This window comes from Alteromonas macleodii (assembly GCF_903772925.1).
GTDB lineage: Bacteria > Pseudomonadota > Gammaproteobacteria > Enterobacterales > Alteromonadaceae > Alteromonas > Alteromonas macleodii_A.
In genome coordinates, this window is the sequence record NZ_LR812090.1 from 3,277,966 (window position 1) to 3,299,412 (window position 21,447).

At 42.7% G+C, this 21,447-nt stretch carries 16 protein-coding genes; 10 read left to right on the forward strand and 6 right to left on the reverse strand.

Features of this window, described 5'->3' with window-relative positions; all coding sequences use genetic code 11:
• Positions 1-127: 127 nt before the first annotated feature.
• A complete protein-coding gene (locus PCAR9_RS14160) occupies positions 128-1,795 on the forward strand; it encodes an acyl-CoA dehydrogenase family protein (protein ID WP_179984156.1) in 1,668 nt (555 codons plus the stop codon).
• A gap of 195 nt (positions 1,796-1,990) precedes the next feature.
• Here the strand turns inward: PCAR9_RS14160 and zapE are convergent, their stop codons facing one another.
• The 3 genes from zapE to PCAR9_RS14175 all read right to left on the reverse strand — a co-directional run bounded on the left by zapE (position 1,991) and on the right by PCAR9_RS14175 (position 5,332).
• Positions 1,991-3,466, reverse strand: coding sequence for a cell division protein ZapE (zapE, locus tag PCAR9_RS14165; protein WP_179984157.1), 1,476 nt, complete (start codon positions 3,464-3,466; stop codon positions 1,991-1,993).
• Between the two features lie 234 nt (positions 3,467-3,700).
• On the reverse strand, positions 3,701-4,246 hold the full coding sequence (locus PCAR9_RS14170) for a DsrE family protein (RefSeq protein WP_179984158.1): 546 nt from the start codon (positions 4,244-4,246) through the stop codon (positions 3,701-3,703).
• 24 nt (positions 4,247-4,270) lie between these two features.
• Positions 4,271-5,332, reverse strand: coding sequence for an L-dopachrome tautomerase-related protein (locus PCAR9_RS14175; protein ID WP_179984159.1), 1,062 nt, complete (start codon positions 5,330-5,332; stop codon positions 4,271-4,273).
• 331 nt (positions 5,333-5,663) lie between these two features.
• On the opposite strand from PCAR9_RS14175, the gene PCAR9_RS14180 reads away from it, so the two are divergent.
• Positions 5,664-6,260, forward strand: coding sequence for a DUF4136 domain-containing protein (locus tag PCAR9_RS14180; protein WP_179984160.1), 597 nt, complete (start codon positions 5,664-5,666; stop codon positions 6,258-6,260).
• A 121-nt stretch (positions 6,261-6,381) separates the two neighbouring features.
• On the opposite strand, the gene PCAR9_RS14185 is transcribed toward PCAR9_RS14180, so the two are convergent.
• Positions 6,382-6,831, reverse strand: coding sequence for a Spy/CpxP family protein refolding chaperone (locus PCAR9_RS14185; protein WP_179984161.1), 450 nt, complete (start codon positions 6,829-6,831; stop codon positions 6,382-6,384).
• A 167-nt stretch (positions 6,832-6,998) separates the two neighbouring features.
• Here PCAR9_RS14185 and PCAR9_RS14190 point away from each other — a divergent pair, with 167 nt between their 5' ends.
• The 8 genes from PCAR9_RS14190 (at position 6,999) to PCAR9_RS14225 (ending at position 19,742) form a co-directional block, all read left to right on the forward strand.
• Positions 6,999-7,712 (forward strand): response regulator transcription factor, encoded by a 714-nt coding sequence (locus PCAR9_RS14190; protein WP_179984162.1) that lies wholly within the window; start codon positions 6,999-7,001, stop codon positions 7,710-7,712.
• Between the two features lie 12 nt (positions 7,713-7,724).
• Positions 7,725-9,086, forward strand: coding sequence for a sensor histidine kinase (locus tag PCAR9_RS14195; RefSeq protein ID WP_179984163.1), 1,362 nt, complete (start codon positions 7,725-7,727; stop codon positions 9,084-9,086).
• Between the two features lie 185 nt (positions 9,087-9,271).
• On the forward strand, positions 9,272-11,257 hold the full coding sequence (locus tag PCAR9_RS14200; RefSeq protein WP_179984164.1) for a class I adenylate cyclase: 1,986 nt from the start codon (positions 9,272-9,274) through the stop codon (positions 11,255-11,257).
• Positions 11,258-11,491: 234 nt separating this feature from the next.
• Positions 11,492-11,884: a BlaI/MecI/CopY family transcriptional regulator gene (locus PCAR9_RS14205; RefSeq protein WP_179984165.1), complete on the forward strand. Its 393-nt coding sequence runs from the start codon at positions 11,492-11,494 to the stop codon at positions 11,882-11,884.
• A complete protein-coding gene (locus PCAR9_RS14210) occupies positions 11,877-13,118 on the forward strand; it encodes a M56 family metallopeptidase (protein ID WP_179984166.1) in 1,242 nt (413 codons plus the stop codon). The genes PCAR9_RS14205 and PCAR9_RS14210 overlap by 8 nt, the downstream gene beginning before the upstream one ends.
• Positions 13,119-13,298: 180 nt before the next feature.
• Complete coding sequence (locus PCAR9_RS14215; RefSeq protein ID WP_179984167.1) at positions 13,299-15,233, forward strand: LTA synthase family protein; 1,935 nt, start codon at positions 13,299-13,301, stop codon at positions 15,231-15,233.
• 240 nt (positions 15,234-15,473) lie between these two features.
• Positions 15,474-16,064: a DUF2780 domain-containing protein gene (locus PCAR9_RS14220; protein ID WP_179984168.1), complete on the forward strand. Its 591-nt coding sequence runs from the start codon at positions 15,474-15,476 to the stop codon at positions 16,062-16,064.
• Positions 16,065-16,193: 129 nt separating this feature from the next.
• Positions 16,194-19,742 carry a DUF748 domain-containing protein gene (locus tag PCAR9_RS14225; RefSeq protein WP_179984169.1) on the forward strand — a complete coding sequence of 1,183 codons (3,549 nt, stop codon included), beginning with the start codon at positions 16,194-16,196 and terminating at the stop codon, positions 19,740-19,742.
• Positions 19,743-19,857: 115 nt separating this feature from the next.
• Here PCAR9_RS14225 and gloA read toward each other — a convergent pair whose 3' ends face one another.
• Both gloA and PCAR9_RS14235 read right to left on the reverse strand, forming a co-directional pair.
• Complete coding sequence (gene gloA / locus PCAR9_RS14230; RefSeq protein WP_179984170.1) at positions 19,858-20,406, reverse strand: lactoylglutathione lyase; 549 nt, start codon at positions 20,404-20,406, stop codon at positions 19,858-19,860.
• Between the two features lie 31 nt (positions 20,407-20,437).
• Positions 20,438-21,382 (reverse strand): alpha/beta hydrolase, encoded by a 945-nt coding sequence (locus tag PCAR9_RS14235; protein WP_179984171.1) that lies wholly within the window; start codon positions 21,380-21,382, stop codon positions 20,438-20,440.
• Positions 21,383-21,447: the final 65 nt, after the last annotated feature.

A 21,447-nucleotide genomic window follows, 5' to 3' on the forward strand; every position in this document is an offset into this window, starting at 1 on the left:
AAAGGCCTGGCACAAACATTACATAATTTATTAATTTTCAACTATTACTGTAATATTCTGATGCAATGATTTAATGTAAAGCTCAAGGACAACGATACGCTTTACATATTCATTGAGTGGAAATGCCATGACTTCATCTAATCGATTTGTTACGCACCTTGTAGAAAACCAACCCACCATTCCTGCCCCTTACAATTTGTGGCGTGATGATGCGTTGCTACGTGTGTTTGTAAACCAGCATTTGCCGCCATCCCACCAGCATGACGAAGGTTTGTTAGACAACTATGGTCAACTTGCAGGTGATGCACTTATGAACCATGGAGAACTTGCTCACAAAAATAAGCCAATTCTTCATACCTTTGATCGCTATGGCCGTCGTACAGACAATGTAGAGTTTCATCCTAGCTATCACGCGCTTATGGAAAGTGCAATGCAGCACAATGTGCACAACTATTCGTGGAAGCATGAAGGTATTGATGGGGCACATACCATCCGGGCAGCACTAATGTATATGCACTATCAAGCTGAGTCTGGTACGTCTTGCCCACTGACTATGACACACGCAGCGATCCCCGCCATGCGGTATGGTAAAAACTTACCGCCTTACTACTTGGAAAAAACCATTAATGGCGAGTACGACCCTCGCGCTTTACCGGCGTGTCAAAAACACGGGCTGACTATTGGTATGGGGATGACTGAAAAACAAGGGGGTTCAGATGTTAGGCGTAATACCACTTCAGCGTATAAACAAAGTGATGGCAGCTATAATATCGTTGGGCACAAGTTCTTCTTCTCTGCCCCCATGTGCGATGCGCATCTTATACTTGCACAAGCTGAAGGCGGTTTAAGCTGCTTTTTGCTGCCAAGGGTATTAGAGAACGGTGAACTGAATAACGTTCGAATTCAGCGTTTAAAAGACAAGTTAGGCGATTGGAGCAATGCCTCTTCTGAAGTTGAATTTCAGGACGCCACGGCATATTTAATTGGCGAAGAAGGTCGTGGCGTGCCGGTAATCATCGATATGGTGTCGCTAACCCGATTAGACTGCATGATTGGTTCATCCGCTCTTATGCGGCAATCACTGGTTCACGCTTTACACCACGTAAGTCACCGCGATGCCTTCGGCAAAACGCTAATCAAACAGCCTCTAATGCAAAACGTGTTGGCAGACCTAACGATAGAATGCGCAGCTGCTACCGCACTCACTATGCGCGTTGCAAAAGCGGTAGACAGTACACCGAATAATAGACATGAAGCAGCATTGGCGAGGCTGGCCACGGCAATTGGAAAATACTGGATTTGTAAGCGCACACCTATGTTTGTAAACGAAGCGCAAGAGTGTTTAGGTGGTATTGGCTACGTTGAAGAAAACCCCATGCCCCGTTACTACCGCCAAGCCCCACTTAATTCTATATGGGAAGGCAGTGGAAACGTTCAATGCTTGGATGTATTGCGAGCACTTGCTAAGGAGCCTAATGTGAAAGAAGCCTTATTTAATGAACTTAAAACACAGGCAGGCAAAAATAAGCACTATGATATCCACCTTAGTAAGCTGTTTGACGAGCTATCTAATACGCAGAACATGGAAACGCGTAGCCGATATTTAACTGAGCAAATGGCGCTAGCGCTACAAGCCTGCACATTACTTGCTTCGGTTCTCGATAACGATAATACCCAGAGCGATATTGCCCACACGTTCTGTGAATCTAGACTTGGCAACGCGAGTGGCTTTGCTTTTGGTACATTACCCGACACCACGACGTTTGAGAAGATTATTGCGTTTGGACGAGTTTAATCTCTCGAACATCATCGTAGGATTTCAGTTCAGATTTTAGTAGTTGAAATTGATTCTGTTCAATTTGAACTGAAGTCCTACGAGCATACTGGGTTTCAACTCCCGTTCTAAGCATAAGGCCTAACGTAAGCCCCTGCTCAGCCATAGGCGCAGCTCAGTCATAGTTGCAATGGTTTGCAAGATAAAAATCGTTCGTCATTGTCGTCCCCATTCTTTTCCTCCCATTTCTACCAACCGGGACGCAGCTCGTCTAAAGGAAAAGGCAAGATCATTGGCGGACGAAAATTGTGCCAATGACACGCCAACACGCCCTGTCGCAGACCACTCATAGTATTTCCCCTCTTTGGTGCGGATCATTGTCGTGGCAAAAGAACTCGAGTTTCCTCCTTTGTCATTGACAATTAATTCTCCATCGCCATCATTACTTTCGACGCGCGCTTCAAAATCGACAAACAACTCTTCGAGCGGGACACGTGCTGTCAGCACCAGACGGGTGCGAGATTCATAACACGCGTCAATGAGGGTCACAAACCTTCGCGCTTCGTTGAGGTGATTGGCGTCCAGTTGAGGGACGCGCTCCATAATGATGACCGGAAATCGGCAGCAGAGGGAAATATAATCGGCCGCACCGAGCGGTTGGTAGCATAACTCGGAAAAGTCAAACCAAGCGCAACGATCATTCATCCGAGCCACCTGAACTGTGCGACCAAAGTGGACGGGAATAACTTCGGCCTCAGTTCCAGATGCAGTGCCACCAAATATGTCCTCCAACTGCGCCTGTATGTTGTCATTAACCTTGCCATAATCATCTTCGTTCGACCAAAAATAAGATTGACCATCAGCTCGAGTTTCGAGTCGATAATCTACACAAGAATCATCCATAGAAATAATGTCGAATGTGTCTTTCAACATGTCGATGAATGGCAAAAAGAGAGAGCGGTTGATGCCGCCCTCGTACAGTTCCTCTGGGGCACGATTGGAAGTGGTCACCACCACGACATTCAAATCCAATAACAACAAAAACAGTCGTTTCAAAATCATGGCATCGGCAACGTCTGTCACTTGAAACTCATCGAAACAGAGGAGTTGGGCTTCTTCTGCTAATTGTTGCGCAATGATGGGGAGTGCATCATCTCTTGGGTACTTTTGTTTGTAGACAAAGATTCGATGATGGACTTCTAGCATGAATTCATGAAAGTGAACGCGGCGTTTGCTTATTTTTGCGTGTTTGTGGGTATTCTTGTTACAGCTATGATTTTCTTCAGGAGCATTAACCGACGCATAAAATAGATCCATTAGAAAACTCTTGCCCACCCCGACTGGGCCATGAATGTATATACCTCGAGGTGGTGACCCAAAAGACCACAAACCGAACCTCTTTCGAAAAAAGGACTGGGTAGATGCCAAGGTTCGCTTCAGTGACAGTAACAGCGGACTGCGACTTTTAGAGCTGCTCTTTTTGAGTTGATAAGTGCGTACTGGTGCTGCCGGGAGCGAGAAAAGAGACTCATGCAGAGCATCGAGTTTTCCCGCCAGAGCAAATTGCGCATCATCTCGTCGCACCTCCCCCGCGTCCACCTTGCGTTCATATGCCACTGTTATCGGACCTGTCGGGGAAGACCGCTGAACTACACTATGTTGTACCGCTTTATCATCCATCACCGTCTTCATTATGAACCTGATGAGTTTATCAACATAGTGCTTTGTTACGCTTGAATTCTGTATGGGTATCAATTGAATGTGTAGTAAAGACTCAACTTTCGGGTTTCAACTTGCAAAAGTAAAACATAACCACACGAATAATATTAATAAAATAGAATTTTTCATGGTGTCGTGTTTACACTCTAAACAAAATATGAAACTACTCAAACTAACATCACATTCCCATACGAATACAAAAAAAATCTAAAAAGGATTAACCGAATACCCCTGTTGCGCCAGGCGCGCGTGGGCCGTCATGGCTGATAGGTCCATCTTTATTCCGTCTATCAAAGCGTTTTTTTCAACGCCATGAGCCGCAGCTGACTGACCGCACACTATCACTTCAACGCCCTGTTTCATTAATGCAGTAAGCAACGCTTCGTTGCCGTTGGGTTGGCCTTTGCGCTGTTTGAAGAGCTCACTCTTTAGCATTTCTTCTGTGGCAGAGCCATGAACCACAAGTGCAAGGGAAAGGTTTTCCTGTTTCACGCCGTTAGCTACATGCATATTGATAAAACGTGCCAGCGACTCAAACTTACGGTTAACCTCTCCTGGTTTTGCCGATTTGGCTACATCAAATGCAACTTTGAATGCCTGATTTTCAGTAAAACTGATGCCTTCCACAGGCGCATGCTTTCCGAAAGAGTTAAACACTGGTCCATATTCAAAATCTGATTTAGCTGACACTTCCCCTGTCATAAAGAACGCTACAGCCAAAACAAGTGGCACTTTGCGGGTCACTTTTGTCATACTTATTTCCATGTTTCTCAAGCTTTAACGCGCAGGTAGCGCTGTTTTATATACTTCGAACGTCATGTCGCTTACATCGCTGCCAGCATCTTGGATTTTGCTATTGGTATAGTAAAGCGAACCGTTGTAAATACTAAAGGTATCAGCCCAGTTCACCACATCGCCTTTTACAAGTGTGCGAAGGTCGAGGCTCGGTGTAAGATACTGCACCTCTTGCTGTTCTAAGTCAGCTAAATAGACGTTGCCCTCATGATAAATCATGCCATCTGGCGCACCTGTTGTAGCGACTTTTCGCACCTTTTCAGCTAATACCTCGTTCGAGGCTTTCTTTATATCAGAGGTATTAATGGCATACAGTGAATAACCCGACAAAGCATGGAAATATAATGTGTCATTCAACGTATCTAAGGCGATGCCGTCTGATTGAACGGTCATGTTGAAGGGCTTCCCTTCAATACTCAAAGACTCTACCTCAGCTTTTGTGGTTTCATGATTATCTAAAATGCGATAGCTGGTATTGTCATCAAGGTCATAGACCACTAAGCCTGCATGTGCCGAATCCGTCATGTATATACGATTAGTATTCTCGTCTACGCGCAAATCGTTTATATAAGAATCAGAGTGATATGCATCGTCGCTAAGGATCAAGGTTCCTTCGATTTCGTTTGAGGCTAAGTCAACAACAAACAAACGAGGCGCATCAACTACCCCGTTAAACTTAGGGTTTCGAGTATCTAAAACATACAGCTTATCTTTGTGGGCAACCACTGACTGCACGGCCAAAAAGCAATTATTTCTCACCTCGCTTTGCGCTACGCACTCGTTTGTTTCATTATTAGGATATGCAACAAACTCTCCGTTATCGGCAACCTGAGCCACAGAAAAACTTACACCTTCTCGCCAATTCGGCGCGTTCACAAATACTCGCCCATCGTTACTTACCGTCACGCCAGTAATTTGTGTGCCTTTAATGTCGCCGACCAATTCAACTTGAGAATCCTGTGCTTCTCGTGCTACTGCGTTAACAGAAAAAACTGCCGCTATCGCAGTAACAATTAACTTGTGCTTAACTTGCTTAATATGCATATCCTTTACCCTTTAAGTCTTTTCTTGAAACATAGTCGCTCGCTTACCGTAGGCGTTTAAGCTTGCGCTTTGGCATGCATATCGGAAACGGAGTAAGCAGCATTTGATAACAAAGCATACGGTTTAAATACCTTAGCAGAGCACAACTCGACGACGAGTGACGACAATTCAGCGAATTACGCTCAGTGAGTAAAAGGTTGGCGCTTATCGCCCCAATTGTGTGTTAATTCAGATCTAAAACAGGGTATCCTCTCGTTAAAGTTAGAAATAGTTGAACCTATCTGCTGACTGAGTAACCTTTTTTACAGCAGTAATTTAGAGAGAGTTTATTATGCGAAGTAGCACTTCAATAGGATGTCACAAAGGGTTTTGGCAACAGAAGTATGGTGTTAAGTCAGCCTTATTGTTGTTGTTAAGTTTAGCGTTAGTTGTTGGGTGCGCCAGCAAACCTCAAGTCAGTGTAGATGACACGCAAAACTTTGCTGACATTAAAACTTTTTATATCCAAGCGCCACTAAACCCTATCAATGAAACTCTCGCTAACCATTTATCTTCAACCATAACCGAGCGCTTGATTACCAAAGGTTTAACACCAACAACAGAGAACGAGGCCGATGTGTCAGTAGGTTACCTTCCTTCCACCACAACTAAAGAAGATGGAACCACATTAAATTTAGGGTTGGGTACAGGCACCTTTGGGCGCTCTGGAGGCATTTCTCTCGGCAGTATATTTAGCATACCTGTGGGTGAGCAAACCTCTTTCCAACAAGGTCTTCAAATAGATATAGTAAAAGATGGGAAGTTTATTTATAGCGCATCGGGCAGCGTTGAACTCGAGTCTAAAGACAGTATTAGTATTCAAAATAAGCTCGATGAACTAGTAACAAGTTTGCTTGAACAATATCCAGCAAGAGTTAGTCAGAACTAGCGAAACACATTAATTAAAGTTGAGAACCACGCTGCTCTCTTAAAACAAATACTGACAACACTATAACGTTCGTAAAAAAAGCGCCATAAAGGCGCTTTTTACTGATTAAACATGGTCTAAATTAGCTGTGCTGGCGCTGCTTTTTGCCACGTTTCTTTTTCAACTTATCGAACTTTTCAAGCTGCTCATCGGTTAGAATGTCCGCCACTTTCATGCGAAGTTCAGCACGCTTAAGAAAACGCGCTTTTACTTTTTCAGCTTTTTGCTCTGCAATCGCATTTACCTTTTCTTGATAGTCAGCGTCGTCTGGGTTTAGGCCCGCTAGAGCATTCATTTTTCTGCGCTTACCTTCTTCACCCATTTCGGCTCTTTTAGCCTGACGCTCTGCTTTAAGCTCGTCTTTCAATGCTTCAAACTGCGCTATTTGCTCATCAGTTAGATCAAGTACTCTTTCCATTTTATGCAAAGGTAGGAAATCTCCACCTCTACGTTCATCTGAATTCTTACCACCTGCGTAAGCAGTGGTTGCGATACATGCACTTAATAAAACACCGGTAATTAATTTTTTCATCTTAATCTTCCTACTTGTTTTGCCATGTTTATGCATGACGTTAAAAAATAATGTTGTTTAATCAACGGAATTAAGTATGCGTGAATCAATCGATAAGTAGGGTTAAGCTAGTGTAAAGTTCGGTAAAGTTGAAAAACACTTTAATTAATAGAGGGTAATATTCGGGCATGGAAAATGACAAAATAAACGTTTTACTCGTCGACGATGACAAAGACTTATGTGCCCTACTCCAAGAGTTTTTAGAAGGGGACGGTTTTCGTGTTGACGCAATTCACAGCGGCGATGAAGCAATAGAAACACTACTCAACACCGATCAGTACGACACCGTAGTGCTAGATATTATGATGCCTGGGATGTCGGGCCTTGATGTGTTGAAATCAGTAAGAGCCGAAAAGCAAACCCCTATTCTTATGTTGACAGGTCGTGGTGATGATATTGACCGAATTGTAGGCCTTGAACTGGGTGCTGATGATTACCTTCCTAAGCCTTGTAACCCAAGAGAACTTGGCGCTCGTATCCGCGCTATTATCCGAAGAACCCAGTACTTAAAGACAACGCCTGCTGCTTCGCCAAGCGAGCTACATGGTATTCATTTAGATACCGGCGCACGCCAGGCCACCGTTAATGGGAAATCCGTGGCGTTAACGGGGGCTGAGTTCAACGCACTTAGCTACCTGATGGAGCGTGTAGGACAAACCATTTCCAAACAGGAGATGACGCAAGAAGTATTGAAACGTCCATTGGAAGCCTACGATAGAGCAATGGATGTTCACGTTAGCCGAATTCGCCAGAAGCTCTCAGCCGCTGGGGTTACTAACGTTATTCAATCTGTCCGCGGTGTTGGCTATCAAATGCTAACCGTACCTCAGCAAGCAGAATAGAAGGTTTGGGTAATGATAAGTAACATCAAATGGTCGGACATAAAAGCCAACTTAGGAATTAAGCGCTTGTTCTGGCGAATTTTTGTTGCTTTTTGGATTGCCAGCTTAGCGGTCATGGCGGCAACTGGCTACGTCTTAGTAAACGAATACACCTCAAGTAACTATACCAAACGTTTTTTTGACGATGCGACCAATCAGGCAGAAAGAATTGTATGGCGATACGAACATGAAACGTTTACTAAAGGCAGGGCTAGAAACGAGATTAAAGAGTGGATTAAACGTAGAAATGGTCGAGAAAACCAGCTAATCCCCATGCTAATATCCTCGGTAAATGGCGATACCATTTATCACTACCGCATGAATAAAACGCCTGAGGACCAACGGGTAACACGTGAAATCTATGGCCCTTCAAACACGCAGTACATCGTTCAATTAAGACAACCGCAAACGCCGCGAATTTATAAACATGTATTAAGTCGCTTTCAGTCAGTGCAGTTTGTATTTATTTTTTTAGCCTCGGCATTAGTAAGTGCCCTACTTAGCTGGAGCATTGTAAAGCCGATTAAGTATTTAGGCGCCTTTAGTCGAAAATACGCCAACGACCAAACAGCGTCGCAGGTTCCCTCTCAGCTGCTTTCTCGCGGAGACGAATTCAGTGACTTGGCAGCCGATATAAATTTTATGGTTCGTAAAACCGCTGATGCTATAGAGTCCCAGAAAAGGTTATTGCACGACGTGTCCCATGAATTGCGCGCACCACTAGCTCGGCTTCAAACGTCAGCAGCAATAATCGAACAGCATCAACCAGATAACAAACACGTTTTGCAGATACACAATGACTGCCATCGAATGGACCAACTCATTCAGCAAATTCTGAACTTTTCAACACTAGAACATACTTCACAGACAGCTGAACCTTGCGATGTGATTGCGTTAAGCAATCGTGTTTTGGACGATATGGCTATTAACTATCCAGGCATCCCAACTTCACTAGACTTTAGCGAGTCTCGTGAAAACGATGCAATAATAAACGGGTTTCCAGAAGCGCTACACCAGGCGTTAGACAACATCGTAGGTAATGCGTGTAAGTATTCCGACAAAGGGCAGCCGGTATCTGTAAACGTTTCAGCAGATACTGAAAATGTTGTCATTGTTGTTGAAGACAATGGCGTAGGCGTAGATAACAATGAAATTGAAAAGTTGATGCAGCCGTTTTACCGAGCTGGAAATCAGATGCATACCGAAGGCTTTGGACTGGGTTTAACCATTGCGCTAAAAGCAGTGGAAAAGCATGGCGGAACGCTTGTCATGCAAAGTCCAGAACAGGGCGGGCTTAGGGTTGAAATTACGTTACCTAAGAACACACCAAATTAATTGTGAAACATCTTTTTCTGGAAAGCAGCTTGGACTTATCGATGGCACAATGGGTTCACTTGGTAAATGATGGCTTACTGCACAAAATCGATTCCACTACCAAGTTTAACTAGTTACCAAAAATAGAGGAAGTCGACACGAATTAGCGTTATGCTTGGCGGCATGAAGAAGTGCAGATTAACATAATGGCAACGCAGCAGCCGCTTTCCGTTCAGCAAAACCTTACCATTAGGTTATTGCGTGTATTAAGGTATAACAAAGCCCGCATCGAACGTGCTCTTACCCTCATGCCTGAAAAGCACAAACCACTTTTTCATGTGCTTCCATTCCTCGTTCATGTAAATCACGAAGCGCTTCCTGGTTATATTGCCCCGCTTTCGTCCGGCGAAAGCGTACCTTTTGGCATTAATAACTATTCTTTTAGGCCTGATATAGAAAAAGCACTTTTAAGGTGTTTCCCTGCTGAGAATCACCTGTTCTCTGATATCAAGCAAATTTGGCCTAGACAGCGAGCCATTGAGTCACTCGTACTTATGGGTAGCGTGGGCACTATTGCGCAAACCGATGACTCGGACTTCGATTTTTGGGTGTGCATTGAAGGCCATCGCTTTTCAGAAACTGAACTTTCCTTACTACAACAAAAGCTAACTGCTATTGAAAAATGGGCGGAACACACCTTTGGCATTGAAGTTCACTTCTTTTTATCAGAGATTGATAAAGTAAAGGAAAATGACTTCGGTATTGCTGAAGGTGAAAGCGCCGGCTCTGCACAAGCACTGTTTCTAAAAGCAGAATTTTACAACACCAATATTGTAGTAGCTGGCAAGGCGCCCTTCTGGTGGCTTACTCCAGAAAAAACCAGCGAAAAGCAATATCAGGCTATTTATAACAGTCTGGAAAAAGGCGGCTCACCAGATTTAGACTGGTTTATGGATTTAGGTCATTTAGAAAAACTTGATGCCAGTGAGCTGTTTGGTGCAGCCATTTGGCAACTGGGTAAAGCAATGGACTCCCCGTTCAAGTCGGTTTTGAAAATGGCGAAGCTTGAAGTCTACTTGGCCAATATCACACATGGGCAGCCACTATGTAATCTGCTTAAAAAACATGTTCATCGTGGAGTTGAAGCGCCGGGCCGCGTCACAGACATTGACCCTTACGCATTGATGTTTGACGAACTTGTTACCCACTATAAAGCCAACGGACAGCCCGAGGACATTGAGATATTGCAGCAATGCTTGTACTTAAAATGTGCATGCCCATTAAGCCAACCGCCTTTTGAGGGAGAAAAAGCAAACTTCAAACGCCGAATTTTAGCGTCCTATGCTAGACAATGGGGATGGAGCCGAAAACAAATTCACCATTTAGACAACCAACAGGATTGGACGTTTAGTGAGCGTGTACAACTTAGTCGCCGTGTCCATAGTTTTCTTTTGAAGTGCTATCGACGTATTTCTAAAGAGCTTAGCGACCACCAGCAAGCTATGGACGAAAAGGACATGACAGTGTTGGGCAGGCGTTTAAGTACCTATTACGCAAAAAAAGAAGATAAAATAGAATTTCTTCGGCGTGCCTTCGACGAAAGCCTTTATTGCGAAAAAATCACTATCGCTATGCGCCAGCTCAAAAACGGTGATGAAGTATGGTCTGCCTATGCCGGTGATTTGTTGAGTAAATCCGGAATCATTGATGAAGCACAGAAAATATCCCAAGCGCCTAGTGCGATTGCGCTAATGGTATGGTTGGTTTCAAGTAAAATAATTGATACTCGCAGTAAAGTTTATCTAGATTATAACTATGGCGAAGTAAGTGAATTAGACCTCAACGACCTTCTCAAGCACTTGTGCAAGCATTTCCCGCCAGTCAGAGTGTCGTCCCTCCCCCGCAACGACCTACTTGCACCTGAGCGTATAACCGCATGCTTCTCTATTGTGAATTTCCCGACTTTACGTCAAAAAGCCACGGTTGAAGATGTAGCAGTAATTTATAAAACGTCTTGGGGAGAAACGTTTTTAAAATTCGGCAATGATGTATTGGATACCTTATGGTACGACCTTCAGGAAGTATCTCCTAAGCCATCATGTTACGTAATGGTTCCAAGAGGAAACCAACAATCGCGTATTTTAGGCGAATTTTTAGAGTCAAACGAACTCAACTTTAACGTGCTCTACTAAAAAGAACTACACGCTTTTTCTGAACACGTCGTCACGCCCATGCCGACGCCTTGGCTTATTTGTCTCACGTTTTCAGGCACTCCCCTGATCTAAAGTACGAAAGCACTGAACATATTTCTCTTCTCATACAAAACTGGTTTAAAAGACACACAAAAAAACCTTGCGCTTTAGAATTACAAGTGTAATCTAAATATATCGACTACAACTGTAATCAATAAATTAGATATGGGCACTATGAGTAAAATGTCAGACAAACCCGAAATTTCGAACGCCGAATTTGAAGTACTAGACGTACTGTGGGACGACCACCCCGCTACATCAAGTGAAGTGGTTTCACGGTTAAACGATAAGAAAGACTGGCATGAAAAAACCGTCAAAACACTATTGGGTCGCTTGATAAAAAAGGAAGTATTAGGCTTTGAAAAACAGCAGCGCCAGTACCTTTATTACCCACTGATTGCTCGCGAAGATTATACAAGAAAAGAAACGACAAATTTTGTAAGTCGGCTATTTAAAGGGAAAATCGCGCCTATGGTCGCCGGGTTTGCAAATCAAAACTCGCTGTCTAAGCAAGATGTGAACGAGCTTAAAGCGCTTATAAAAGAGTGGGAAGAAAATAATGATTGATTGGATTATCGCTCAACAAGGCATTTTGTCGCTCTCGCTCATTTTACTCATTGTTTCTGAGCACTTTTTCACATCTAGATTAGGTGCCTCGTTAACGTATAAGCTATGGGCGTTGATACCAGGCAGTTTGATAGTTAATAACCTTCCGCTGTCGATGGTTAGCATCCCATCAAATAGCTTTTCTCGCTATGTAGTGGGTGTTAAACCTACAGTGAATACTGTTGCGTTCGAAACTTGGTTTACTCTTTGGGCTATAGGCGCATGCATTATCACTGCCTATGTTTTAGTGCATCATATTTCAACATGGACATCGATAGGGAAGCGACGCGCAATCCACACCAATGCCTACTATTCAAGCAAAGCAGCCACCCCTATGCTGTTTGGATTCATCGCGCCAAAAGTGCTTATTCCCTTTTCATTTAAAAGCACGTTTTCAAAGCAGCAACAGACACTGATATTGGAACATGAAAACGTTCATCGCAAACATTATGACCACCTGTGGAATACGCTAGCACTCACTATCGCCATTCTATTTTGGTTTAATCCACTAGTTTGGCTTGCGCTTAAGTCTTTCAGAATAAATCAAGAGCTGGCTTGTGATGATGTAGTACTAAAAAACAAGACAGAGAAGGAAAAACTCACCTATGCAAAAGCACTTGTGCAGTGTGCCGAGCATTGTTCACGCACTATAACTTTGTACCCAACCTTTGGAGAAAAGACGACTATGATCAAACGTTTAAATGCTATAAAACAACCTATACGCAGCAATAAAGTACTGGCAGCGAGCGTACTTTCTGTTGCAGCTTTACTGACTATTAATACCGCATTGGCTAACGTGCCACTACCACCGCCAAAAGCTGAAGCCAACATGGATAAATCAAAAGTTAATGAAGCATCACCCGTTAAACGCGTTCCACCCATCTACCCAGAAAAGGCAGAACAAAATGAGCTCGAAGGCTTTGTCGTACTGTCTTTCGATATCACTGAAACAGGCGCAACAGATAATGTAAAAGTGGTTAAATCTCAGCCGGCGGGCGTGTTCGATAAAAGTGCTAAAGTGGCATTAAAACAGTGGGAATATAAACCACGCATTCAAGGTGGCAAAAGCGTCAGACAAACTGGGCTTCTCGTCCAATTAGACTATCAACTGGGCCCGAAACTCGATACAACGAATGCTGAAAAGAACGCTTCTCCAGATGTAGAGCGTATAATCATTCCGCCAGAAACAAAGTAAGCAAGGCCAACAATCAGTCAGAATATTAAAAGGAGCACACCGCTCCTTTTAGTGTTTTGTTTTAAGCTGAAGTTTTCAATCCATCGTTATAAAAATCTATACTTATTATTAGTTTAATACTGTTAGCCTAATTAGTATTATTTTGACACCGCAATATGATGAAGAGTATGGAAACTCTTAATGCAAACCTCTAGAGCAACAATTTATTTATTCACGGGCTTAAGTCTAACCCCCCTAGCAATATTTAGTTTATTTGACTTTTATTTAAACAGTGACATTTATTTTCAGATCGATACTCTGGCGCTCTGTTGCTTTGTATTTTGTCTCTTAGTACTTTTTAGTTATTGTAAGAGGTTTGTATTTACGGCTTTTGTAATCTGCGCACTTACAAGCTTAACGATTTTTGCTTCGGCATCCAGAGAGTATCTTGATTTTTATGGACTCTACATCAGTTACGAATCGCTTAAGCTTTATCGAGAGCTGTTTTTAGCGATCGAAAATTTCAACAGCACACCTGCTTTAATCTTCATACTGTTTATCAGTGCTATCAGCATAATCCTTCATAAAACACTATTTAAAAAGTTACATCGCCTTTCGTGGCAAAAGGGAATCTTATCCTTTTTGATACCTTTTATGACTGGGTTATTTTTAATCAGCATTCACACAACACGAAACGATACTAATGAACTACTTAACTTGACGAATGACGATAGAAAAAACGTTGAGCTTGAAAACCCACTAATGTACTTTTTTAGAAGTACACCCATAGTACTATGGCTTGTACCAGAGTCAGAGGATAGTGCCGCAGAAAACAAAGCGAAGGTAATTGCTAAAGCACTTAGAAAAAACACGCTTGTTGCACTTCCAGAAGAGTATAGTTCGCAAAACTTTGATCAACTTATATTAAATTATCCGGGGCTCGAGCATAAAAACAGTAATGTAAACCCCTTAGCCTTTTATCCAACAACTCCATTGACACTAAATTTACCTAACAAGAAAAATGTAATACTTGTTGTATTAGAGAGCTCTCGATTTAAAGAATTGTCGAAAGAAATAACACCCAATCTACTTGAGATTGCAAACGAGTCTTTTTGGTTCACGAACAATTATGCCACATCTAGAGCGACGATTAAGTCTGAGCAAGCTATTTTATGTAGCTCTATAGATGGCAACCTTCTTACACCTTTTGCACGCTCCGAAGGTGTTTATCGCGGAAAGTGTTTACCTCACATATTGAAAAAGCATGGTTACACAACATCTTGGTTCCATGGCAACACAAAAGAGTTTTACAACAGAGAAATTTTTCATCCATCTCTAGGCTTTGACAATATTTACTCAAAAGAGTCATTTGAACGTGATGGTTATAGTGACGCGCAAGATATTGGATGGGGTGTTCCTGATCCTATTCTTTATGATACTGCCTTAAATTATTTTGATCAGCAATCAAGTCCTTTTTTCACTGAAATATTAACCCTTTCTAACCATCAACCATTTAATTGGGATTATAAAGAGTTCAAGTTCCCACCTCATCTAAAAGAATCGGGCGACGATATCTACGGTAATTATCAACGTTCTCTTTATTACGCAGATGTTGCTCTTGGAGAGTTTTGGCGCAAGCTCAAACAAAAAGCATATTACCACCAATCGGTCATCGTAATAACAGGTGACCACGGGGTACCTTTTTACCCCAAAGATACCGTTTCACCTGTAGACAAATTCGAAGTTTTATTTAAAGTCCCTATGCTAATTCATGTCCCTGACTCATCGCCGCGCCAAATCGACACAACGAGAAGTCATTTAGATATCGCGCCAACTTTGCTTTCCCTTTTAAATATTAATGAGGAAAACTCTTTTCTTGGGCGCCCCCTAATTGGAAGCAAATCTAACGATGAAAAACGACCAATATTTCTGATGAACATGGATAGCTATGGTTTCATTTACGGAGGTACAAAGTGCTTTCCAAAAGCAGATATGTGTTCTAAGGGCGCGAACTGCCTTAATGAAAAACGCTTTTCATGTGCAATTGATTCTTCAGAGGATGTTAAAGCGATAGAACAATCTGCACACCTCATGAAGTATTTGAAACTCAAAACTCTAGCCGCTTTCATAGAGTAAAAGAATAACCAAATCCTTATATAGATAAAGTTAATCTGCCTTAATAATTTGTTAGATTTATTTATGCGAACTGGTAAATGCTCTTTACACTTTCTCTACAGTAATTGAAGCTTCGTTAGGATAGAATGTTAGTATTTATCAACTAACCCATGCTCGTTTTACAAAATTTAATTGGCAATATGTATATTACATAGACAATTTATCTTAGCGTTGAGGGAGCTAACAACAAGGAAACTTACTATGAACCGTTTCGCTTTAGCACCTGCTGTGCTTGCTCTTACCGTCTTTACAACAAACGCCAACGCCAATATAGACCAGCTTAAAGGCCTTTTAGGTGATAAGAAAGCTGACTCAACTGTTACTACTAGTAGCCTAACTGAAATGGCGACAAGTGCTGCGTCTGGTATCGACTTATCTAGCTTGGTAGGCACAGTTTCTGACAATCTCAATGTATCTGAAACCCAGTCAGAAGGCGGCATTGCCTCTATTATGAACTATGTTCAAGGTAACCTTTCTAGCGGTGACTACGCGCAGCTGGCAAACAGTATTCCTGGCATTGATGGCCTACTTGAAAATGTACCGTCACTTAGCGGTGATACGGCTGCAAGTTCTAGCTCGTCACTATCCGGCCTACTCAATAAAGCCTCTGAATATAGCTCTACACTTAAATCTGTAAATGATTTGAAGCAACAGTTTGAAGCGCTTGGCTTATCAACTGATATGATTGCCAGCTTTGCCACTCAAATTAGCTCGTACTTAAATGTAAATGCCGATGAAGAAACACAAGCACTCTTCAAATCTGGCCTAGATAATTTGCTAGCGGCTCTGTAATCTATCAAAGGTGTATTGATATATGCTGTCTCGCAGAAATTAATACGCTTTAAATCTTTTTTGCAAGGTTGTATTTCTAATAGCAACCTTGCTCATCTTTTCATACTCAATTACGCAGCCTAATCGCCTATGCAAAATGCAACATCTTGGTTTTCAGCGAAACCAAAGTGGTTTCGAGTTTCTACCTACCTCGTCCTTTTCTATCTTACTTATGCCCTTCTTTTAGGCGTAGTAACCCCTGCGGTGCTAGAGGCAAAATTACCTAACCTATTAAAAGAAAATACAGGTCGAAATGCCACGGTACAAGATATTGCGATAAACCCTTTTCTATTGAAGGTAGGCATTACTGATTTTGTCATCTATTCAGAATCTAGGCTATCAACCACCAGTGATAGTGACGAGCAGAGTAACAATAGCAGTGAAAGCGATACCAAGAATAAGGCGTCAAATAATCGTTTTTTTAGTGTGGGTAATGTTTCGCTAGACATTGGCTTTTGGCAAACGTTGCTTACTCTCACTCCTGCAATTGAGTCTTTAACTATCGATTCGCCATATGCAAAAGTGGCACGTTTAAATACTGATAACGACACAAAAACATTCAACTTTTCCGATATTCTCGCTCACCTTGAGAATCGCAGTACAAATGAGAAAGATGAAGAGGAAGACGTATCTGACGGGCAGATCCCTAGAATAACACTAGGTCAATTTATACTAAGTAACGGCCAACTAGTTTTAGAAGACGAAGTTACCGATACCTTGCTTGATTACCCGGAATTGGATGTAGCACTGCAAGACCTAGATACCCATGCTGTAATTAGTGTAAATGACAATAGCCAAGCCGCGTTTAATCAATATCAGTTTGATTTGCTTACCGCCGAAAAAGGCACAGTTTCAATTAAAGGTGAGTTCCAACTTTCTCCCTTTAAAGTGGCTACAGACGTTGCGATAAGTGATGTTGCTCTGGCACCGCTATGGTCGCTATCGAAAGATTTGGTAGAAGCGAAACTGGTAGGCGGCACGGTTAACTTAAGCCTTCAGGCGCAGGCTTTTGAAGAGGGAGAGGCACTTCAGTTTTTATTGGAAAACGGTGAGTTTGCCGTCAACAACTTGGTGTTTTATTCCGCTGTATTATCACCCACATCATCAGCCGCGTCATCAAGCTCGCCAAATAGCGTCAGTACCTCGAAAGAGATCCTCGCCATCCCTTCATTTGCCGTTCACGACATAAGCGTAAACGGCGCAAGGCAGCAAGTAAATATTGCTAAAGTTGCGCTAGACGATGTCAAAGTGTCGGGCTTGTTTGACGAGACGGGGCTAGATTTACAACGCCTGTTTACACCTAAAAGTCTGATCGACTCTGCTACTAAAACAAGCGCCAAAGCGAACACAAATTCGCATTCTGAGTCCGAAGAAAAGGACAAGAGCCTTCAGCTTAAGGAGCAAATAACACCCCAGCTAGCAGGTGAAATAACACCTGAAAGTGACAACAGCGTTGATGCAGAGACCGTTTCGCTTGAATCAAAGGGCGAAGAGATGCAAACAACAGCACAAACTAAAAATGGCTCACCCGAACTAGAGCAAGAGAAGACATGGAAGGTTGCGCTACAAAAGTTTGCATTCAATAACGGTACTATTGATATGCTAGAGCGCAGTGTAAGTGATGGCACCTACTATAGAATTAGCCGATTGGATATTGAAAGCGGTGAAATCACCACTGATTTCACTAAACCTATTTCTTATACCACAAGCCTGCAAGTCTCTGCCGATACCCAGGCCTTTAGTAATATATCAAAGGGTACCCTGACAAGTAGCGGAAGCCTAGTTATTGCAGAACAAACGGTTAAGGGCAAAGCAGCTATTGAGCAACTAGCACTTAATCAATTTCAGCAATATATTTCACCCTACGCCAATGTCACCCTTGAAGAGGGACTATTCAATCTAAATGTTGAATTTGACGCTGCAGTCGGTGATGAGGGAACCGAGACATTAAACGTTAAGGCAAATACAAAGGTCTTTGACTTAAGTGTTCTAGATGATGCCAAAGAGCCGTTGTTGCAATGGCAGTCATTAATAGTGGACGATATTGATTTTAACCATGCCTTAAACCAGCTAAGCGTAGATAATGTTCGGTTACAATCGCCCTTCGCTCGACTCATTATTGACGAAGCCAAGCAAACCAATGTGAGCAAGCTAGTTGTTGCTTCAAAAGAACACAACAAAGAAGAGCAGCCCGCTAAAAATAATATCGCTGGCGAACCTGACAGCATTAACGCAACAAATTCACCAGCATCTGCAACCAATGAAAAGGCGACTTCAAACGCTCAACAACTTGCTATTGCCGTGAACGCTATATCAATTGAGAACGGTAAAGCCTATTTTGCTGACCACTCATTAACACCAAAATTCGCGTCGGCCATTGAAAGCCTAAATGGCAAAGTAACAGGCATCGACTCGCGTTCAGATACGCCGGCCAATGTGGATATCAATGGAAAAATAGATAACTACGCACCGGTAAAACTAGCGGGCACCATTCACCCATTAAAAAGTGATCTAGACCTAGATTTAAACTTCTCTGTAAAAGGCGCTGAACTTACATCAGTTAACCCCTATTCTGGTACCTATATGGGCTATTACATTGACAAAGGTTTGTTGTCATTAGCGGTGCAATACAAACTGAATGGTAAAGCGCTGGAAGGTAAAAATCATGTGGTTATTGACCAGCTAACCTTAGGTAAAAAATCTAATTCTGACCAAGCGCTAAGTTTGCCGCTTGGGCTAGCTATCGCGCTGCTAGAAGATAGCAACGGCGTTATCGATTTAGGTTTAGATGTATCTGGAGATGTAGACAGCCCAGATTTTAGCTTTGGCTCTATAATCCTCAATGCTATTGGCAATATCATTACCAAGGCGGTAACCGCGCCGTTTTCGCTACTAGCAAATCTGGTTGGCAGTGACGATGAGCTCGACAGTGTTGCGTTTACGTTTGGAGAACACAAGCTAAATACTGAAGCTAAGGAAAAGCTAAACACCCTAGCTGAGGCCTTAAAAAAACGCCCAGGACTTAGAGTGAACATTGAAGGTACGGTTAATGCGGTATCAGATTCAAGCACGCTGGCCCAACGCCAGTTAAATGCCACTCTGTTCGCAAAAAGTGGACTTGTTAATCCCACTACTACCTCCGGCAGTTCAAGTACGAACGGAAATACTTCTGCAGGTGGTGACATTGAAAATCTCAGCTACAGTGGTAACCCGCAAGATGAGCCATTAACTGGCAGCCGTATACCACTAGAAGGCCCATTAGCCGACGCCCTTTTGTCACACTATGTAGAGATGTTTACGCCCGACCTTGATCAAGAATATAAGAATATGGTGGCTCAATTAAACCCTGAGTTAGCAAGTGAAGGTGAAGGCCAAAACGGTAATGATGACTTTATTGATGCGATTAACGAAGAGGATGTGCAAAGAGCGCTGACAATTGCCCGTTACAACAAGCTTCGTAATAGTATCGACATTCCTGAAAGTGAGTTAATTGAACTTGCAGACTTGCGCAGTAAAGCGGTAAAAAGCTATTTAGCCAACCAAGGGGAAGTTGAAGCAAACCGTTTATTTTTGCTTAATACCCAGCACGACTTACATACTGAAGTGAGCGGCGTTGAGTTAACCTTAGAAGCGAACTAACAAACAAAAAGGGTAGCCGATTTAGCTGGGCTACCCTCTTTCGCTAATACTTATTTGAAATGTCCAGCTAACTAAATGCTGCAAGCAACAGGCAAGAACCCTGAAAATCTCTACGCTACTTTTTCAAGTGTGGCGCACAGGTTTCAGCAACTTTTGACGCGTCAAAAATCTCAATCCAGTAGCCGTCTGGATCTTTAATAAAGGCGATACCTTTCATAGAACCATCATTGAGGCCCTTTTGAAAAGGAACGTCTAGTGATTCGAATCTGGCGCAGGCTGCCTCTGCATCAGGTACATGAAAACCAATATGACCAAAGCCCTTAGGTTCGGTATTGCCGTTGTGATAGCTAACGGTTTCTGGTGTATCGCCCCAATTATGGGTTAATTCAAGCATTGCTGGGCGACCAAAGGTTTGCTGAGTACGTTCGTCTACATCGTCAGAAATATCAGAGAAATCATCACCTGCCGCCAAAAAATAAAGGCTGAACTGCATTTCTTCAAAATCTAAACGCTTAATGAGCGTCATTCCCATAACTCGCGTATAGAAATCTAGCGAACGCTTGGGGTCGGCAATGCGCAGCATAGTTTGGTTAAACACAAAACCTTGTGTGGCGGCATCTTTCTCTTCATACAGGCCTTCGGCCTTTTCGAAATGTCGGCTCATAATTTTTCCCTTTTACTCTATTGAAATAAATTTAGTTATTTTCCTTTTTAACTTCTCTTACAAAGTTAACTACTTTCGAGACAAATTCGTCCGTATCAAATACCGGATCGCCATGGCGCTTACCTTTAGCAAGGAACAACTCATTTGGCACGTCAAACTGGTCAAGGCGGCGACTTAATAATTCGCTTTGCGTAGCGGGTACTACACCATCATCAAGTCCATGGAAAATAATAAAAGGCGGCGTTTCATTATCTATATAACTGGTTGGCGAAGCTTCTCGCGCTAGGGCTTCGTTAACCAGTGGAGATTCACCCAAAAATTGAGCTTCTGCGGCATCTGGCGCGTCGTGATCCACTTTGCCGCTGTTGCCTCGCAAAGCCACAAGATCAGAAGGTCCAAAAAAATCAACCATACCAATTACATGGTAGCGCGGCTTTACATTAAGAAACGGAACGTCGTCATTGTTTGATGTGGTCAAAAGCGAAGCCAGATGCCCACCCGCTGAGCGCCCCATCATGATCACGTGCTCAGCACTTAGTTTAAAATTATCGCTATTATCAACTAAAAAATTTAGCGCATCGTTTATGTCGTTGGGTGCTGCAGGATAAATAGCCTCACCGCTAAGACGATAATTTACTGCTGCAACCGCAACACCTTCATTGAGCAAAGAAGCGACTAAATTACCATTTTTAGACAGGGTTTCGTTTTTACTCCCTCTCATCCAAGCACCACCATGAACCCGTACGGCGAGTGTGGGGGCAGTTCCTAAGGAAGTTGGCATGTATAGATCCAGCGCTAAATCTTTGCCATTAACCGTCTTGTAAACTATCGACTGGGGTTTAATGTCGTCTAAATTAGCGTATGGCGTTTCGGTCTTTTCACTCTCTGTTTCCCTTTTATCGCTTTTCGTCGTGCCGCACCCTACTAGCAGCAATGCTATGCCAAGAAGTGTAGCAAGCCTAAAAGTAAACCGCATAAATGAAAGCTCCATTCTATATTGATTGAAGTCAGTAAGCCTAACAAGCTATCAAACACTGGCAA

Bases quoted from the DNA above. Each gene is read 5' to 3' on its own strand.
- zapE (WP_179984157.1), bottom strand. From the start codon at position 3,466: ATGAAGACGGTGATGGATGATAAAGCGGTACAACATAGTGTAGTTCAG.
- PCAR9_RS14225 (WP_179984169.1), top strand. From the start codon at position 16,194: ATGCAAAATGCAACATCTTGGTTTTCAGCGAAACCAAAGTGGTTTCGA.
- PCAR9_RS14235 (WP_179984171.1), bottom strand. From the start codon at position 21,382: ATGCGGTTTACTTTTAGGCTTGCTACACTTCTTGGCATAGCATTGCTG.
- PCAR9_RS14190 (WP_179984162.1), top strand. From the start codon at position 6,999: ATGGAAAATGACAAAATAAACGTTTTACTCGTCGACGATGACAAAGAC.
- PCAR9_RS14175 (WP_179984159.1), bottom strand. From the start codon at position 5,332: ATGCATATTAAGCAAGTTAAGCACAAGTTAATTGTTACTGCGATAGCG.
- gloA (WP_179984170.1), bottom strand. From the start codon at position 20,406: ATGAGCCGACATTTCGAAAAGGCCGAAGGCCTGTATGAAGAGAAAGAT.
- PCAR9_RS14170 (WP_179984158.1), bottom strand. From the start codon at position 4,246: ATGACAAAAGTGACCCGCAAAGTGCCACTTGTTTTGGCTGTAGCGTTC.
- PCAR9_RS14185 (WP_179984161.1), bottom strand. From the start codon at position 6,831: ATGAAAAAATTAATTACCGGTGTTTTATTAAGTGCATGTATCGCAACC.
- PCAR9_RS14160 (WP_179984156.1), top strand. From the start codon at position 128: ATGACTTCATCTAATCGATTTGTTACGCACCTTGTAGAAAACCAACCC.
- PCAR9_RS14220 (WP_179984168.1), top strand. From the start codon at position 15,474: ATGAACCGTTTCGCTTTAGCACCTGCTGTGCTTGCTCTTACCGTCTTT.
- PCAR9_RS14205 (WP_179984165.1), top strand. From the start codon at position 11,492: ATGAGTAAAATGTCAGACAAACCCGAAATTTCGAACGCCGAATTTGAA.
- PCAR9_RS14200 (WP_179984164.1), top strand. From the start codon at position 9,272: ATGGCAACGCAGCAGCCGCTTTCCGTTCAGCAAAACCTTACCATTAGG.
- PCAR9_RS14195 (WP_179984163.1), top strand. From the start codon at position 7,725: ATGATAAGTAACATCAAATGGTCGGACATAAAAGCCAACTTAGGAATT.
- PCAR9_RS14215 (WP_179984167.1), top strand. From the start codon at position 13,299: ATGCAAACCTCTAGAGCAACAATTTATTTATTCACGGGCTTAAGTCTA.
- PCAR9_RS14180 (WP_179984160.1), top strand. From the start codon at position 5,664: ATGCGAAGTAGCACTTCAATAGGATGTCACAAAGGGTTTTGGCAACAG.
- PCAR9_RS14210 (WP_179984166.1), top strand. From the start codon at position 11,877: ATGATTGATTGGATTATCGCTCAACAAGGCATTTTGTCGCTCTCGCTC.